11 protein-coding genes and 1 pseudogene are annotated in these 16,623 nt (G+C 50.0%); 7 read left to right on the forward strand and 5 right to left on the reverse strand.

Annotation, left to right across the window (positions count from 1 at the left end):
• The first annotated feature begins 251 nt into the window (after nt 1-251).
• From KI379_RS05720 to KI379_RS05730, 3 genes are all read left to right on the forward strand, one after another.
• The gene (locus KI379_RS05720) at nt 252-3,728 is read left to right on the forward strand and encodes a DUF5722 domain-containing protein (protein WP_212983019.1); all 3,477 of its coding nucleotides are present in this window, start codon (nt 252-254) and stop codon (nt 3,726-3,728) included.
• Between the two features lie 293 nt (nt 3,729-4,021).
• Nucleotides 4,022-4,324 (forward strand): hypothetical protein, encoded by a 303-nt coding sequence (locus KI379_RS05725; RefSeq protein ID WP_212983020.1) that lies wholly within the window; start codon nt 4,022-4,024, stop codon nt 4,322-4,324.
• Between the two features lie 56 nt (nt 4,325-4,380).
• Complete coding sequence (locus KI379_RS05730; protein ID WP_212983021.1) at nt 4,381-6,780, forward strand: alpha-L-rhamnosidase-related protein; 2,400 nt, start codon at nt 4,381-4,383, stop codon at nt 6,778-6,780.
• Nucleotides 6,781-6,954: 174 nt separating this feature from the next.
• Here KI379_RS05730 and KI379_RS34230 read toward each other — a convergent pair whose 3' ends face one another.
• A complete protein-coding gene (locus KI379_RS34230; protein ID WP_212983022.1) occupies nt 6,955-7,098 on the reverse strand; it encodes an AraC family transcriptional regulator in 144 nt (47 codons plus the stop codon).
• 267 nt (nt 7,099-7,365) lie between these two features.
• Here KI379_RS34230 and KI379_RS05740 point away from each other — a divergent pair, with 267 nt between their 5' ends.
• Nucleotides 7,366-8,490, forward strand: a complete 1,125-nt coding sequence (locus tag KI379_RS05740; RefSeq protein ID WP_145135413.1) for a GntR family transcriptional regulator — start codon at nt 7,366-7,368, stop codon at nt 8,488-8,490.
• Nucleotides 8,491-8,715: 225 nt separating this feature from the next.
• Here the strand turns inward: KI379_RS05740 and KI379_RS05745 are convergent, their stop codons facing one another.
• From KI379_RS05745 to KI379_RS05755, 3 genes are all read right to left on the reverse strand, one after another.
• Nucleotides 8,716-9,351 carry a DJ-1/PfpI family protein gene (locus KI379_RS05745; protein WP_212983023.1) on the reverse strand — a complete coding sequence of 212 codons (636 nt, stop codon included), beginning with the start codon at nt 9,349-9,351 and terminating at the stop codon, nt 8,716-8,718.
• A 91-nt stretch (nt 9,352-9,442) separates the two neighbouring features.
• The gene (locus tag KI379_RS05750; protein WP_306433685.1) at nt 9,443-10,579 is read right to left on the reverse strand and encodes an epoxide hydrolase family protein; all 1,137 of its coding nucleotides are present in this window, start codon (nt 10,577-10,579) and stop codon (nt 9,443-9,445) included.
• A 94-nt stretch (nt 10,580-10,673) separates the two neighbouring features.
• Nucleotides 10,674-11,489 carry a helix-turn-helix domain-containing protein gene (locus KI379_RS05755; protein WP_212983025.1) on the reverse strand — a complete coding sequence of 272 codons (816 nt, stop codon included), beginning with the start codon at nt 11,487-11,489 and terminating at the stop codon, nt 10,674-10,676.
• Nucleotides 11,490-11,708: 219 nt separating this feature from the next.
• Between KI379_RS05755 and KI379_RS05760 the strand changes: the two are divergent.
• Nucleotides 11,709-11,828 (forward strand): annotated as a pseudogene (locus KI379_RS05760) (HTH domain-containing protein); the annotation flags it as partial.
• 147 nt (nt 11,829-11,975) lie between these two features.
• Here KI379_RS05760 and KI379_RS05765 read toward each other — a convergent pair.
• The gene (locus tag KI379_RS05765) at nt 11,976-12,497 is read right to left on the reverse strand and encodes a DinB family protein (protein ID WP_212983026.1); all 522 of its coding nucleotides are present in this window, start codon (nt 12,495-12,497) and stop codon (nt 11,976-11,978) included.
• A gap of 415 nt (nt 12,498-12,912) precedes the next feature.
• Between KI379_RS05765 and KI379_RS05770 the strand changes: the two genes are divergently transcribed.
• Entirely contained in the window at nt 12,913-14,583 is a 1,671-nt protein-coding gene (locus KI379_RS05770; RefSeq protein WP_244879202.1) for an ABC transporter substrate-binding protein, read from the forward strand.
• 108 nt (nt 14,584-14,691) lie between these two features.
• On the forward strand, nt 14,692-16,605 hold the full coding sequence (locus KI379_RS05775) for a DUF5711 family protein (RefSeq protein ID WP_212983027.1): 1,914 nt from the start codon (nt 14,692-14,694) through the stop codon (nt 16,603-16,605).
• Nucleotides 16,606-16,623: the final 18 nt, after the last annotated feature.

Raw genomic sequence — 16,623 nt, forward strand, 5'->3', positions numbered from 1 at the left:
TGGTTTACGGATTGCTTATCACTGTGATTTTTCAGTGGTGAGCTTTTTTTATTTTTCTAATGACTGATTTCACATCGCAAACTTTCGCAAAAAACGCAGAGAATTGCTTGAATAAAGCGAATCCTGTCAAAAGGATCGAAACGAATAGGCCTGGAGAATTATTTAAGTATACATTGAAAAATAATGATTGTATTAAGAATACTTAAAATATAAAATACATACCGAATATAATGATAAAGGAGGTTCACAAAGTGCGTCTGCGACTGTTATCAGGTATTTTGTCCGTGGTCATGCTCATTCAGCTTGTTCCGGTATTCAAGGTGCACGCAGGTCCGTATATACCGGATCTTCCGCAGTCCGATCATGTCCTCACAGGCCAGGATTTGATTCCTGCCCTCGTCCTCCACGATTTCAACACACCTGAAGATGTAGCGTCCTGGAAAGCGGGAACCAACACCAAAGAGGTCAAGTATGTGACAAGTATGCTAAACGGCCCGAACTCGCCGTATGAAGGAAGCGGTGCTCTGGAACAGGTCCCGAACCCGGTCAAAGTGTATGAATGGCGCACGATCTATACGGAATACGAGCAGCCGAAGGACTTGTCTGCCTACCGTTTCCTGGCTTTTGCGGCAGACAGCTGGGGTTGGCAGGTCTCTGCAGACTATGTGCTGAAGGTGAAATTGTTCAGTGGAGACGACGAGTTTGAGAGCATCGCCCATATCCGCCCGGACCAATGGAAACGGGTCTTTATCCGTCTGGGGGATTGGGGAGGCAAACATGCCGTCACCAAGATGGAAATATCCTTTATGCAAAATTTCGATTTGGAAAATGTGCAGCCGGGGCAGCCGGGATACGATTCCTGGGATGGGCGCTTTCAGATCGATTACATCTGTGCGACGAACGTGATTGATCTCGGGTTTAATCAGGAAGGGGAAACTGAAGCCTTCACCGCCATGAACGGCTCGGTCCAGGCACAAGACGGGGCATTGGTATACCGCATGGAGGCCGAAGGCGGGTACATCGAATCACCGGAAATCAAGATCGATACGACTCAGAGGAACGGCATGACGATCGACATGACGAACGACACGGGCGCTCAGGAACTGAAAATCCAGTGGCGGACCGAAGGGGGAGAGTGGTCTGACGATCAGGTGAAATCGTTCACCGTTCCGGCCAGCGGCACCTTCTCGCAGGATTTTAACTTCTCGGATCATCCCGGATGGCAGGGCGTCGTCACCGCATTCCGCATCATTCCGGAAGCAGCGGCCGGTACGATCAAGGTGGACCAGATTCGCTTCAGGCAGCTGCCGGAAATGGAGCAGCCTTATGCAGGCAAAGCGGAAGCGAGAATCGATCAGGACGGCAGGATCATCGTTGAAGGAACGGTTGGGCCCGATTTTGTGGCTTCTCATCCCGAAGGCCAGCTGGAGCTGTTTGAATTGGCAACCTACGAGGATGCGAAGGATGTGCTCTCAGCCAAGACGCCTCTTGCCAAGACCGGTCTGAGCGAGTCGTTCCGGTTCGAAACGGCTGTGAATGACGGGCAGCGGAGCCGTCTCTACTCCAAATTCGCCGTTGCATATCGTGCGGAAGACGGCACATACACTCCAATGGACGCTCCACAGTATATCATCAATCCGGAAGCCACTGCGCGCAATACCGAGCCCTATCCGGAGGCGCAAAGCATCAAGGGGCTTCAGGTACAAATGACAGGTGATGCCCAGGAGCTTGGAATCAGCCATGCCGCTCTGAATGTAAGCTACAACGAACTGATGTACAAATCCGATAACCATCCGGAGAACACGATAGCTTACGACCTCGAGGGAGAAACCTTCTATTTCCGCAAAGACCGGATCGAACGTATGGATAACGCTATCAAAAGCTTGTCCGACAACGGCATTATCGTCTCCCTGATCTTGATCATGTATGATATCAAGGATCCCGATTCACCTAATGAGTTCCTGATCCATCCGGACTCCGAGCCCGGAGGGACCGTATATGCGCTCAATACGAGTAATGACATGGGCGTAAAATACGTGAAGGCGGCTACCAGGTTCATGGCGCAGCGTTATTCGATGCCAAGCGAACAATACGGGAGAGCCGTGAATTATATCGTCGGCAATGAAGTCGGCCAGAACAAAGTTTGGAACAATATGGGGCCCAAAAAGGTGGATGCCTACGTCCGGGAGTATGTCCAGACCTTCCGGCTGATCGACACCATCGTCAAAAGCGAGTACGCCAACGCCAGAACGTATGTATCTTTGGACCATTTCTGGAATGAAAAGCTGGACGATGCTTCTCTTTGGAAATACGATAACAAGGTCATTGTCGATAAAATGGCGGAATTATCGCGTAAAGAAGGCGATTTCGCCTGGAACATTGCTGCGCATCCTTACCCGGAAGATTTGTTCAACCCGCGCTTCTGGAATGATGCCACGGCAACGGATTCGTTTGACACCCAGCGCATTACGTTTAAAAACCTGGGCGTTCTTGTGGATTATATGAAGCAGCCGGAGCTTCTCCATAACGGGCAGATGCGGCGAATCATCCTGTCGGAGCAAGGCTTCCACAGCTTGACCAATTCGGAAGAGCATCAGAAGCTTCAGGCGGCCGCTTATGCCTATGCTTATTATAAAGTGAAGTTTTTGGACGGCATTGACGCTTTCATCCTCCACCGGCATGTTGACCATGGACAGGAGGGCGGGCTTAATCTCGGCTTGTGGACCCATACCCCGGACAGCGTCGTGACGCCGGATCAACCGAAATATATTTATGATGTCTTTAAATATATCGATACGGCCCGCTCGCTGGAAGTAACTGAGTTTGCCAAGCCGATCATCGGAATTTCGGATTGGCAGGAGGTGATTCCGAATTTTGATCCCGGCCAGCTTCAGGACCGGACGATTCCCTCGATCGGCGGCCTTGATTACATTCGTGACGTGCAGAAACCAAGGGAAGGAAGCGGTTTTGAATCCGGCACCGACGGCTATGCCGCATCGGATGAGGTGCAGGAAGTGAGCAAAGCTTCCGGCGATGCCTTCATCGGAACGGGCTACCTGGCAGCCAGATTCAACAGCCCGTACGCGAAAAATTGGGCCGGCGTGCAGAAACAGTTCACGGAGCCGGTCGATGCCAGAAAAACACCCTATTTCACAGCCGCGCTTCGGCTGGCCGATGTGAATCCGGAAAAGGCATATGAGGCGAAGATTATTGTGTACAGCGGATTTGACCGGATCGAAGGAACTGCCATGCTGGATGCAGCGAAGGAATGGCAGCTGGTCTCGCTTCCGCTTGGGGAATGGAAGGGAGCAAAGTCCGTTGACCGGGTGAAAATCTGGGTGCGCTCCGAGGGAGGAGCTCCTTTGACAGGAGAACTCCGTGTGGATGAAGCCCGTTTTGCCGAAAAAGTGAAATATGATCCTCATTCGTCCAACCTGAAGATTTCGGTACAGCAGCTGACGCCCAAGCTTGAGGTTGGGGCGAAGCTCAGCGTCACGGTCACCAATCTCGGATCCCAGAAGCTGAACAAGAAGGTGAGGGTGGAGTTCCCCCAAGGAGTTCAGGCATCCCAGGAAAGTATTGATCTTGGCGACGTTGGAACAGGGATGAGCAAGAACATCACCTTGGAGATCACCCGATATGCTCCGTTGAATGAACAGGATCTGGCATTGACGTTGGATTATGATTCCCGTAAATTCACTTTTCCTTTGGCGTGGGAGCGATCGTAGGGACATTTTACGTACTTGCGACTATCATCCATTCAAGCTTCTCAACTTATATAGAAATGACTGTGGTGCTCGGTAGGGAGTGCCGCAGTCTTTTTTAGTTGTCCTATTGGCGATCAAATCAAACAATGTATATTCAGTTGTAAAATACTCAAACAAAGTATATTATATAATTAATAAGAATACTTAATTCTAGAAATAAATGCTTGTGATATTCGTTAATGGAGGTTGAGCCGCCTATGTGTGACACGGATCCGTTGGGAGATAGCCCGGGATGGGAGGGGTACCATTACATTGTGAACAGGACAGTCATAGACCGTTCCAAGGCGCTGTTGGAACACAGCACTGGGGGTTGGAACTGGAAAGCGTCGGCAGAGATCCGTTATTTCGTTTCGGGGAATGAAATGTATGTTGAAATCCCGCTCGCACTGCTAAGGGGCGATGAAGCTCCGAAAGACCGGGCGAAAGGAATATGGATCGAGTTCAAGTGGGTGGACCATATGCAGAACGAAGGGGACATCGCAGACTTTTATTTGCACGGCGACACGGCGCCGGAAGGACGATTGAACTTTGTGTACAGAGCGGTCGACGAATCATAATTCATAAGCAGTCATTTTCTGGATACTCGAGATCAGCATAAGCTGGAGGTAAAGCGATGAATAGAGATAGCTGGAAAGCGGAATGGATTTGGGCAGAGGGAACGGGGAATGAGAATAACGTATATGTGGAAGCGCGCCAATCCTTTGAACTGACGGTACCCTTTACAAAAGCGCTCGTACGGATTTCCGCCAACCAATCCTACAAGCTGTACATTAACGGCATCGAAGCGGGCAGAGGCCCCGCGCCATCCGATTTGTTATGGATGTCTTTCGATACGCACGACGTTGCCGCACTGCTCCGGAACGGCCGGAACTGCATTGCGGTGGCCGCACACAATTTTGGTAAAGACAAAATCGTTACCGAGCAGCTGCAGGGGCCCGGCGGATTGATATGCCAGCTCGACGTTTACAGCGCTGACGACCAAGGGGCAAACCTGCTGACGGTTGCCAGCAGCTCCGAATGGAAATGCAGGCGGTCCCCCCGGTGGAAAACAGGAGTAAGCCGCCTCCATATGTGGGGTGGATACCGTGAATTGATGGATGTGTCCCGGGAAGACGGCTGGGAATGCGAAGATTATGACGATTCCTCCTGGCCGACCGCGGAAGTGATCGCAGCAGCTGAGCAGGAGAATTCCCCTTGGCCCCGCCTGGTCGCGCGGGACATCCCGTACCTGCAGGAGAACTTGGTATCCCCGGTAACGGTGGTATCGGCTGAATCGTTACTTGGGTCCATCCAAAACCCGGAAGCGCAATTAGCTGCTGACACGGCGGAAGGAAGGGGACCGGTGGTCATGGACGCTTCGATTCCCGGCTCTTTTCCCCAGATTACCTATGACTTCGGTGCTGAGATCGTCGGCTATCCGGAGCTTGAAGTTATCGCCGGTGAAGGCGGGGTGCTACAGCTGTTTTATGGGGAGTCGCTGGAATTGGATTTGAGGGATACGTACCTCCTCCGCAAAGGCGTAAACAAGATCACTCCGTTCGGAAGGCGTGCATTTCGCTACCTTAAGGTTGGGGTCATGGCGACGCCTGTTCCGTTGCGTATTTGTGACCTTCGAGTCCGTTTTGTTCATTATCCGTACAAGGACGGGGGACATTTCCGCAGCAGCGATGATAAGCTGAACCGGATTTGGGAAGTCGGCCGGTACACAACCATGGTCAACAGCCAGAACCATTTTGAGGATTGCCCTTATCGCGAAGGTGCGCTGTGGGTGGCCGACTCGGTTGTCATGGCCAAAGTGGTCTATCAAACGTTCAACGATCCCCGGCTCGTCCGGAAGTCATTGCTTCAGGCGGCAAAAATACAAAACGACGACGGTTCCATACCCGGCACCGGACCGCAGCGGAACGCCTATTTGCTGCCCGATTTTTGCGCGCATTGGCTGTTTGGTGCAGCCGAATATTACGATTATACGAAGGATCGGGCTTTTTTAGAGGAATTATGGCCGCATATCGTGAAGCTTGCCGCGTGGTTTACGGAGCAAGAAGATGACGCCGGATTGTTTGCCAACGCAGATCGGGACGGCATGTGGTGCTTTATTGACTGGTCGGACGAAATCCACCGGGAGGATCGCGTAACCGCCGTCTCTTGCTTTTATTATAAATTTTTGCATACGGCCGCCACGCTGGCGTTTGAGCTGGGGGAAGAGGAGAGCGGGAACTCCTTTACGCATCAAGCGGCGGAGCTTCGCAAGTCCGTCCGGAACCTGCTCCGGATACCGAATACGGCGATTTATGCAGACTGTTTGAACGGAGATGGTCTTTCCTCCAGTATCACGGCACAGACCAATTTTGCGGCCGCCTGGTCGGGAATCATGGATGAGGAGGAAATATCCGTGTTCTTGCAGGAGTATTACTTGAAGGGACGGCTTCCGCAAATTCGTGGAGCGTTCTTTTATCATATCGTGCTTGAGACTCTTTTCCGTTACGGTTATGCAGCGGATGCCGTACGCATCATCCGAAATTATTGGGGCAATATGCTGGATCGGGGCGCGACAACCTGGTGGGAAACCTTTGATCCGAATCTCCCCTTTTCGACTACGCCAAGCCCCTACCTTGGGCATACGCCAACCTATTTGGAGGACGCTGTCCCTGTAAGTCTATGCCATGGCTGGGGAGCATCACCGACGTATTTATTGAACAGGGAACTGCTTGGGATTGATATTTCTAAGGCGGGTCATGGGCAAGTTACGCTCCGTCCCAGCGCAGAGGCGGAAGTGGAGTGGGCGGAAGGTTCGGTGGTCACCCGTTACGGAAAAATCAGTGCCCAGTGGAAAAGGGATGTGGACGGAATGTACCGCTTTGAGGCTCGCCTGCCCGCACAAATGACATGGAAGGCGCCAGGATTGTGCGACATATCCGTGTCTACGGATCAGGATCGTGTCCACGTTCGAGGAACGGTTCCGGTTCATGAGGCAGCACCAAAGCGGACACCATTGGTCGATTGCAGCGGGTAACGAAGACAACACCATTCAACTTGAAAAGCTGCGCAGCTGCAGCATGATGAAAAGGGCTGAAATTTTTCAGCCCTTTACTAATTCCATCAAGCTCAAATAAGCACTATTCGGCCAGTCCTTTCCACTCCATCAGGAATCAAGCGACGCGACTAACCAAATTGCCGTCCGGGTCCGTTATCGGATGATTCCCAGCATCTCCTTAGGGCTTAAACCCAATTCCTGTTTGAAGGCCCTTCTGAGATGCCGTTCACTGCAGTGGGCCTGCTCGGCTAAATCCGTAACGGATAGATTTCCTTTATGATGATAAATAATCGGCATACTCTGAGACACCAAAGGGGGAGGAGCCGCATTACTCTCCGCTAACACTTTGCTTAATTGACGATCGGCAATCGCAAGGATGGCCGGATCAGGAACATGGGTTGCCGGGAGGAATCCGGTCTCCGGACGCTGTCCAACATGATATTTACTGTTCCGCCGCCTACAGGCAGTCTCTCTTTCCGCCAGGATCAGAGACTGCCCTTTTGCTTGCAGGAGTGACTGTGTTTAAAGTATACTTAACTCAATTTGGTAAGGAGTGATGGCTTCATGGATATGGAAAAGTCGGACAAGACTCCGATGTATCAATATATAATGAACGATATTAAACGAAAGATCGCCTCCGGAGAACTCAAGCCGCATGATCCGCTCCCCACTCAGATTGAGCTGGCAAAAGAGTATAACACCAGTGAAATTACGTCCAGGCGGGCACTGTCGGATCTGGTTCAGGAAGGATTCGTGTACAGGATCCGGGGGAAGGGGAGCTTCGTCCATGAGAATCCGGCTCAAGCCGATTCCAAAGGGCTGCGCACCTTGTATTTTGCCCATCAGAATCATGAAGTTAGCATCCTGAACCACCCGTTTTTTACGGATATGTTTGAAGGCATTAAAGAGGTGTGTGATGATAACGGCGTCGCGTTCCACATTTGGGATATCGGGGAAAACTACGAGCTGCCCGAGGATCCCGGCGCCGGCATCATCCTCCTGACGGTGAAAGGGCATTTTGACTTTTCACGTTTAACGGCTTGGCAGGAAGAGAATCGGCGCATTGTGACGGTGCATTTCTATTATCCGCATTTGGGCATTCCCTATGTTATCGCGGATAATCTGACAGGGGGATATCTGGCCACCCAGCATCTGATCTCTCAGGGGCATCAGCGAATAGGGATTATCCTGACAGGCAGTTCGCTCTTGGAATTAAATCAGGATTTCTCCCTTCGCCTCCAAGGCTACAAGCTGGCGCTGACCCAGCATAATATTCCTTTCCATCCGGACCTGATCACCGTTGTCGACGGTGAAGACGAACGGGCGGAGATGGGGGAGGAAGGGTTCAAAAGGCTGATGAAGCTGCCGGAACCGCCAACGGCGATATTCGCCACAAGCGACTATAAGGCTTTCGGTGCAATGAACGCGGCGAGAGAATCCGGGATGAACATCCCCGAAGATATAAGCATTATCGGTTACGATGATGTGAAACTCGGCGAGTATTCCTATCCGAGGCTCACCACGGTGAATCAGAATACTCGCAAGATGGGACAGCGGGCGGCGGAAATTTTGCTGTTTGAACTGGAGGAGGATCATTCGTCCCTGGTAAAAGACGAGATCGTTCCGACGCTGATCTTGCGCGACAGCACCGCCCCCTTATCGGCGAAGCAACGCATCAGGAATAGTTAATTTGCAGGGTGCCGAATTAATCTAACCCGGCAAGTATGCTTGCCTCTTCCATCGAAGGGATGATTCAGGTTAACTGCCTGGGGTCAGAGCGCTGTGACAGGTTAGCCATAAGCAGCCTGTCGCAGCGCTTTTAGTTTTTTATCGTCTCGCGATGCGTCGCGGTAAGCTCATTACGAGAATAGAAATAGGGTGACCCAAGACCAACGTCTTAGTCACCCTCGCAAGTTATGAATTACTCTCTTGGAGCGTCTCCATCATCGCATAAAAATATTTAGGGTCGCTTGAAGTGAAGTAGTTATACCAAGCTTCTAAAGTCTCTTCCGCAAACAGGTCCAACAGCGCAATAACCTCGCGCGCTAATTCTAGTGCGCCGGCCGAACCGGTTGTGATCAGATTGCCATCGGCCACGACTTTCTCGTTTTTATATCGAGCTGCGCCTTTGTATGAGGGGCTAAATAAACTTAAATACTCCAGACTATTGCTCGTATGCTGACGCTCATCCAGCAACCCGGCATCCGCAAGCGCAAGTGTCGCCCCGCATATGGCTGCAACATAGCCACCGACGTTCAGCAGTTGTTTTGCTTTTTCGATGATTGGCCCATTCGTTGGATCTTTCCAGTTGTCAGCACCCGGCAAAAGCAATATAGCCGATGTTTCATACGTGATCTCATCTACTGTCAGTTCCGGCACGATTGTTAATCCGCCCTTCGTCGTGATAGGACGTTTGGAAGCTCCGACGGTTCGAACGGGAAGGCGACTCCCGCGGTTTTTGAAATATTGACCGGAGTTGAGCTCTGCAGTAACAAAGCCAAGTTCCCAGTCCGCCATCGTATCCAGTACATAAACATAAGCGTATTTCATCAGTTCCTCCTTGTTCATCCATGATTCTATCCGTTGAAAAGATGTTGTCGCCGATCTGTGCCAAAGTGACTTCGTTCCCTCATGGTTTCCATTATGAACTTCCTCCCGAGCCGAAATAATGTAAAGGGATAAATCGTATCAGTTCATTGGCCAGAAGTTCGGGTTTTTCCAGCGCTGCAAAATGACCGCCACAGGGCATTTTGTTGTAGCTGCACACATGTACCGAACGTTCAGCCCAACTTGAGGGGAACTGGATTTCGCGCGGGAAGAGCACGATACTTGCCGGTACTCTACGTGTCGCTCTGACCGGCGAAGCACTATCTACATTCGCTTGGTTGGCCATTACAATGAGCCGATACATGCGTGCGGCGGATCCGGCCGTCCCGGTCAGCCAATAGATCATGATATTCGTGAGCAGTTCGTCCCTTCCGCCGAATGCATCATCTACGGTCTCGTCGCCAGCTCCCGAACGGATCATGCCGACGATCCAAGATGCCAAGCCAACCGGCGAATCGTTAAGTGAATAGGCAAGCGTTTGCGGTTTGGTCGCTTGCAGCTTCAGATAGGCCCCTTCTGATTGAACCCAGGTCTGCGTATCTAACATAAACTGCCGATCGGCAGGGGACATCTCCGTAATATCTTCACTTCCGGTTGGATAACCAGCGTCCGTCAACAAGATCGCTTTCACAACGTCGGAGTGATGTGTGGATAGCATGGTCACGATTTCAGTGCCGACATCCCCGCCGCAAGTCGCGAAGCCCTCGTATCCAAGTGTTTCTGTCATCAGTTTGGCAAACAGGTGGGCGACTCGTTTCGGTGTTGTGGTTTTTCGATCCGAAAATCCAAAACCGGGAATCGAAGGCATGACAAGATCGAAGGAGTCGGATAACAGAGGGATCATCTTGTGAAATCGGTAGAAGCTGTCGGGCCAACCATGAACGAGCAAAAGCGGCACCGCATTTGGATTTTCGCTTCTAACCTGCACGAAATGAAGGGGCGTATCCTCTATAACAGTCTTGTATTGCGGTAAGGCATTTAATTTGGCTTCATGAATACGCCAGTCATACTGCGTTCGCCAATAATCGATTAATTCTTTCATATAACCGAGATCTGCACCCATATTCCAGCCTTCGCCAGCCGCTTCGTCGGGCCACCGCGTATGATCCAGCCGCATTTTCAAGTCTTCAAGATCCGATTGCGGAACATTGATTTTGAATGGAGCAACGATAACTGATCTCCCCCTTCAATACAGAATGTAATAGCTGCTTTCTGCATTGTAAGGGAGCCAACAAGACACTGTATTGTATATTTTTTCCCGAGATCTAGTTCGTGAGAGGGATGTGATTGGGGTGCAGGCTTTCTATAGCGCGATACTCGGTCGGAGTGAGGCCGGAAAAGGACTGAAATTCTTTAATGAAATGGGACTGATCATAATATTCGCAAGACATGGCAAGATCGGCCCAATCAATATCATTGCTCTTTCTGATTAGACGTATCGCCTTTTGAAAGCGCATTAAACGACTAAACCTCTTGGGTGTTAGTCCTACTTCATCCTTGAAAATTTGAATGAATCGTTTGGCGCTCATGTTAACCTGTTCAACCATGTTCGCAATGGATTCGGGGTGATGCGACTGCTGAAACGAGGCAATCGCAAACTGAACGGCTGAATGCGATGGCCTTGACCAATCACTTCGTAACAGAAAGTATTTTTCAAGGATACGAAATCGATCTTCTACCGTGTTGGAATAAAGCAGCTCATCGCGCAGATCAGTAGCCGCTATCCCCCATAAATCATCCAACGAGACATGCGTATCTTTTAACGCAATAGAAGGCAGCTTTAGAAGGGGACCAGCGCAGCCGGGCTTGATATGTACGCCAATCATGGACCGCTCGCTTGAAGAATCCGTTATATAATAATCAGTGTGAGGCCCACTAATCACGGAAGGCGCTAGTGTCATCTCGCTGTCATATCGATTGTGTATACGAGTTTTACGATCATACAGATCAATGACGAGATCGATCGAGCCGTCCGGCAGGGTAAGTCTTCTCGAGTGCGGCGGATTCTTTCCGGTATAGGACCAGAAGTATGCGATGAAGGAAGACAAAGGAGGCGGGGGGGAATAGGTCTGAAACGGCATTGCTGTTCAGTCCTTTCTGTCTCATTGTTCAAATAATTTCATTGTACTTGATAACTTTCATGATTTGAAACAAGAAGTTCAGAAGGAGTTCGCTGCTGCACTAAAAGAATTTTTATTTCATAATATCCGAGTAATATTCGTAAGCGTATGGAAAGAGTCTACAAAAATAAATGCACGTGTTCCGGATTTAGGAATTCGAGTAGAAACTGTTCGATATAGGTGATTGAAACCAGTGTAAGGACCATCTATCGTGACATTCAGGTACTCAGCGAAGCAGGCTTGCCTACTATAGGCACAACAGGCACAGGTTATTCCTTAACGGAGGGATATTTTCTACCTCAGTCCGAGCGGTTGCATCCAGCTTCCTCCAGACTCCGTCTAGCGGCAGACGCTCTTGCTCTTGGCTAACGGTAGGCGTTTGCCAGTTCCCGTTCGCGCGCACTAAAAAACAGCCTGGAACATTCACTGTTCCAGGCTGTTTTTTGCCTACAAATGGCTTAAATTGTACAAATAAAAGGCATAGTCTGTTGGTATTCCGGGATGCCCTAGTTGCCTGAGCATCGCAGTCACGTTACCACGATGATAAGTTCCGTGGTTCACCATATGTTGGATATAGTCTACGCATATGGCATTAAATGTTCCTGACGGATAAACTGCTTCGATATCCTCATGTTGCTCGATGAATGACCGGAAGCTAGCCGCCAGTTCATCTTGCATTTGACCCAGTTCTTCAATACGTTTGCCGTTGGTTTCTGCCGCTATAATTTCTATAGTGTTCTTCAAGTTCTCAAAGTATTCCTCCGACAACTCGGAGACGCCGCCTTCAGTTAAGAAAGTTAACCAACCTCGATCGATAACATAAATATGGACGATAGTGTCGTAGATGGTTGGAAAAACGCTAACGATTTGCTTTCGATATACCTCATCAGAAAGTTTCTGAAGATGCTCGCAAACCTGCCGGTTTGCCCATACATGATAATCAAATTGCTGCAAAGCATATTTTTTCAACTTTGTTCCCCGTTTCAAATAGGGGAGCCCGCAGTTTAAGGGCAATTATGCGTCCTGCCCCTCCATAGTTTGCCCGGGAGTAAAAGCCGTTCTCATTACAAACGCCTCCTTGCGGTAATATGATCTACATATAGGGGGGGATAAAAGTCAATTTCCCTCTAAGTCGACAATATCAAAATATATAAAGAAAAACATGAGAATGTTCTTCTTTAATCGAATTATCCCATCGATCCGCGGCAGCCTCAGCGTGTTTCGCAATAAAAACTATTGCAATAGGCAAACTCCTACAGTATACTTTGTTTATCAAAGTATACGAAATTTATAACGTATACTTACAGCTGAAGCGTATTCGCTCAAGTTTGTTGCAATTGAAAGCGCTTTAGATCATGACCATTCGAAAATAGGGGAGATCAATGTGAACAAAAGGAAGGGATTCATCGTTCTCTTGAGTATTGTGATGCTCTTGGCTTTATTGTCAGCATGCACCAAAGCAGCTCCCACACCACCAGACAATCCAGGCACCGCAGCATCCAATCCAACGGGTGAGGATCAGGGTAAGGAAGACGCAGGGAAGGATCCGGCCGCGTCGCAGCTGACAGGAAATATTAACATTTCCTTGCCGAATGCATCGGCGTCAGTATGGAATGCGGTTGCCGAAGCGTATATGAAGAAAAATCCGGGAGTGAAGGTCAAAGTCGACAACAAGCCGGCGGAAGGCTACAAGGAATGGCTGACGGCTCAATTTGCAGCAGGTGTGCCGGATGTTGACCTGGTTACGAATAACGAAGTCGGTGGCCTAGTTAACAGTAAAAAATTTATGGACTTTTACCCTTATTTCGATAAAGTCAATCCTTATACGAACCAGCCTTGGCAGGACACCCTGGATCTGAAGGCGATGGGCATTAACCTCGAAGGCATTGGAGCCGAAGATCATTTGTACAACCTGAACTTTGAATCCGTGCAGATCGTATGGGTGTACAACAAGGAGATTTTCCAGAAAGTCGGTATTACCGAAGCTCCCAAAACGTTTAACGAGATGATCGACGCTTTCAATAAAATAAAAAAGGCCGGATATACACCGCTGGCGCTCGGCGGAGACTCCAAATCGATGTGGAGCGGCCAGGCGGGATGGCTGGTGCGGATCTATGCCGATCAGTACATGCGCGATTATATTAACATCATCCGGTCCCAAGAACAGGATTATACTTACGTTCCAGAGCTCGACGAGCAGTGGAAATATGATCTGACGGATCCGTATAACGATTCCAACAGTAAAGTGACCAAAAACGAAATGCGGCTGTGGAAAGCTGTTAAAGACAAAGAAGGTCCCTTCAAAATTGCCGGCAATCCCCAGTGGAAGGCTTACTCGGAAAATCTGAAAAAACTGTTCGATTATGTGCCTGACGGATTTTTCGGAGTGAAAGAGGACCAGGCTTACAATCTGTTCCTGACGGGAAAGGCGGCGACAATGTTAGGCACGCCGGCCTCCTACTGGCAGCTCCCTAAAGATTTCGCGGATGAGGAAAAAACGGGTGCCACAGGCGGCGTGAAGCCTTTCGAATACGGATTCTTCAACATGCCTTCCATGGAAGGACCTGAGGTGATGGCACCGGCCCGAACGATCCAGATTCCGATCGGATTCTATGGTTTCGTTAATAAAGATGCGAAGCAAAATGAGCTGAATGTGGATTTCATGATGTACCTGACGAGTCCGGAAGGTTACGCCGTATATTTGGATGCGATCCAGAAGAGTGACGACGCCTCCCTCTCAGGCGCACCGGCCATTAAAGGCATTACGCTCCCGGATGAAATGGCGGCGGCATTCGCCGATTTCAAGCCGATTGGCAATACCGAAGGCTACACCAGCGCCGCGAACAATCTGGCTCGTGGAATGTGGGATTACCAGCCGTCTGTGCAGGATTGGGTAGGGCTCGTACAGCGGTACTTCAGCGGTAAGCTGACAACGGATCAATATTTGGATCAGCTGCAGGCGAATATCGATAAATATATGGAACCTGCCATGAAAGAAGCTAAGAAAGAACTCTCCGACTTGGATCACCCCGAGCGGCGTCCGCCGCAGCGTTAATCACTTTTTCACACGGGTCTGCACATGCATTTGCATGTGCGGACCCGTATGATTACCCGAGGGAAGCAGGCAATTCGTAAGGATGACGGATAAAAAGGGAGGTTCATCATGAGGAAAGCCCCATGGATATTTCTTGCACTGATCCTGCTTCTAGGGCTTGTCCCGGGCGCAGCATTTGCCAAAGACCATTGGTCCATTGAAGGAGCGGGGAGTATCACCTCCCTCTCCGTATCAGAGGATGGGAGCCGTGTGGCCGTTGGGGGTCATAATGCGAAGGCATTTCTCTACGATTCCGAAGGCAACCCCATCTATGAGGTTGGGGCTGGAAATGTCGTTACAGGGGTAGCGCTTCTGAGTAACGGCACGCTTCTGGTTTCATCGGATGACAGGCATCTGTATGCATATGACGAGACAGGAGGTCAGCTGTGGGATTCGGATCTGAAGCGCCAGGTCAAAAGCTTGGCCGCATCTCAGGACGGGTCCACCATCGTTCTTGTTACCCAGCGCAGCAAAGATCTCATCGTTGTGGATCAAAATAAAGGAGAACAGACAGGCAGTATCCCCATCGGTTCCCTGTTGAAGGAAGTGAGCGTATCGGGCGGCGGACAGTGGATCGTTGCCGCGACAAGCGACCAATTCGCCTATCTTCTGGACAAGGATGGCAGCCTGCTGTATAAATTCAGCGCGGATAATCAAATCCAGGCGGTGGCCGTTTCAGACAATGGCCTGGCTGCAGTGGGTACGGCTTCCAATAAGGTGGAATTGTTTGATCAGAAAGGGAACGTTAACGGTTCGATTAACACGCGGGACATCGTGACCGATGTCGCCTTTTCAAGCGATGGGGAACGGATCGGCGTTTCGGATTTATCCGGTAACTACTATATTTTCGACGGGCGCGGAAAGCAGCTGTGGGAGTCAAAGATCACGGGGGAAGGCCGGGGCGTTCAATTTGACCGGGAGGGCAAGACGCTGTATTCGGGCACCAACGACGGAAGGATTTTTAAGTACGATGTAGGCAGTGTCATCGATAAAGCGGCAAGCAAGGCACGAATAAACGCTATGCTATGGGCTGCAGCCGGTGTCTTGGCGGTCGTCCTTGTTATGCTGTACTTGAATTATTTGAAGAAGCGCAACCGGCTGGTTATTTTCCGCCAGATATGGAAAAGCAAATATATTTACCTGGGCTTGGCACCGACCTTTATTCTGGTGTTCGTCTTTCTCTATTACCCGGCTTTTTCGGGCTTATTCCATTCCTTATATGACTGGCAGCCAGGGGGCAGGACCACCTTTGTCGGCTTGGCCAATTTTGAACGAATGATTCATGATCCTTATGTCATTAAGGGGATGGGCAACCTGGTCATTCTGATCATCACCGGTTTGATCAAAGCGATTATCCCTGCACTCATTACCGCTGAACTCATCTTCCATCTACGCAGTAAACGTCTGCAATACGGCTTTCGGACGGCATTTACCGCATCGATGGTTATTCCGGGTGTGGCCCTATTGTTGATTTGGCAAAACCTGTATGATCCTAACGTGGGTCTGATCAATAACGTCTTAGAACTGATCGGGCTTGGTTCCTGGGCGCATGGTTGGCTTGGTGACCCCAATACCGCCTTGTGGGCTATTATTTTTATCGGGTTTCCGTTTATTGGCATCCTGCAGCTGCTGGTATTTTACGCAGGGCTGCTGTCCATTCCGAACGAGCTGATCGAGTCCGCAAAAATCGATGGGGCCAATCTTTGGCGGATTATCCGTTCCATTCATTTGCCGCTGCTGGGCGGTCAATTCAAGTTTCTGATCATTTTAACCCTCATAGGCATTATTCAGGACTTTAACGGCATCATGATCGTTACGGGCGGCGGTCCCATGGACTCGACTTATGTACCCGCTCTGCAGATGTATTATGCCGCCACCAAGTTCAACGATCTCGGGTATGCCTCGGCGCTCGGTGTAAGCATGTTCCTGGTGATCCTTGCGATTACGGTTGTGAACATGAAGCTTATTAAAACAGAAGATTAAGGAAGGAGGAGAGGGATC

It is taken from the genome of Paenibacillus cineris (assembly GCF_018333335.1).
GTDB classification, from domain to species: Bacteria; Bacillota; Bacilli; order Paenibacillales; family Paenibacillaceae; genus Paenibacillus_AQ; species Paenibacillus_AQ favisporus.

Excerpts from the sequence above, each read along its gene's own strand:
- KI379_RS34230 (WP_212983022.1), bottom strand. The coding sequence starts at position 7,098 with ATGCCGATTATTTATCATCATAAAGGAAATCTATCCGTTACGGATTTA.
- KI379_RS05740 (WP_145135413.1), top strand. The coding sequence starts at position 7,366 with ATGGATATGGAAAAGTCGGACAAGACTCCGATGTATCAATATATAATG.
- KI379_RS05775 (WP_212983027.1), top strand. The coding sequence starts at position 14,692 with ATGAGGAAAGCCCCATGGATATTTCTTGCACTGATCCTGCTTCTAGGG.
- KI379_RS05755 (WP_212983025.1), bottom strand. The coding sequence starts at position 11,489 with ATGCCGTTTCAGACCTATTCCCCCCCGCCTCCTTTGTCTTCCTTCATC.
- KI379_RS05730 (WP_212983021.1), top strand. The coding sequence starts at position 4,381 with ATGAATAGAGATAGCTGGAAAGCGGAATGGATTTGGGCAGAGGGAACG.
- KI379_RS05745 (WP_212983023.1), bottom strand. The coding sequence starts at position 9,351 with ATGAAATACGCTTATGTTTATGTACTGGATACGATGGCGGACTGGGAA.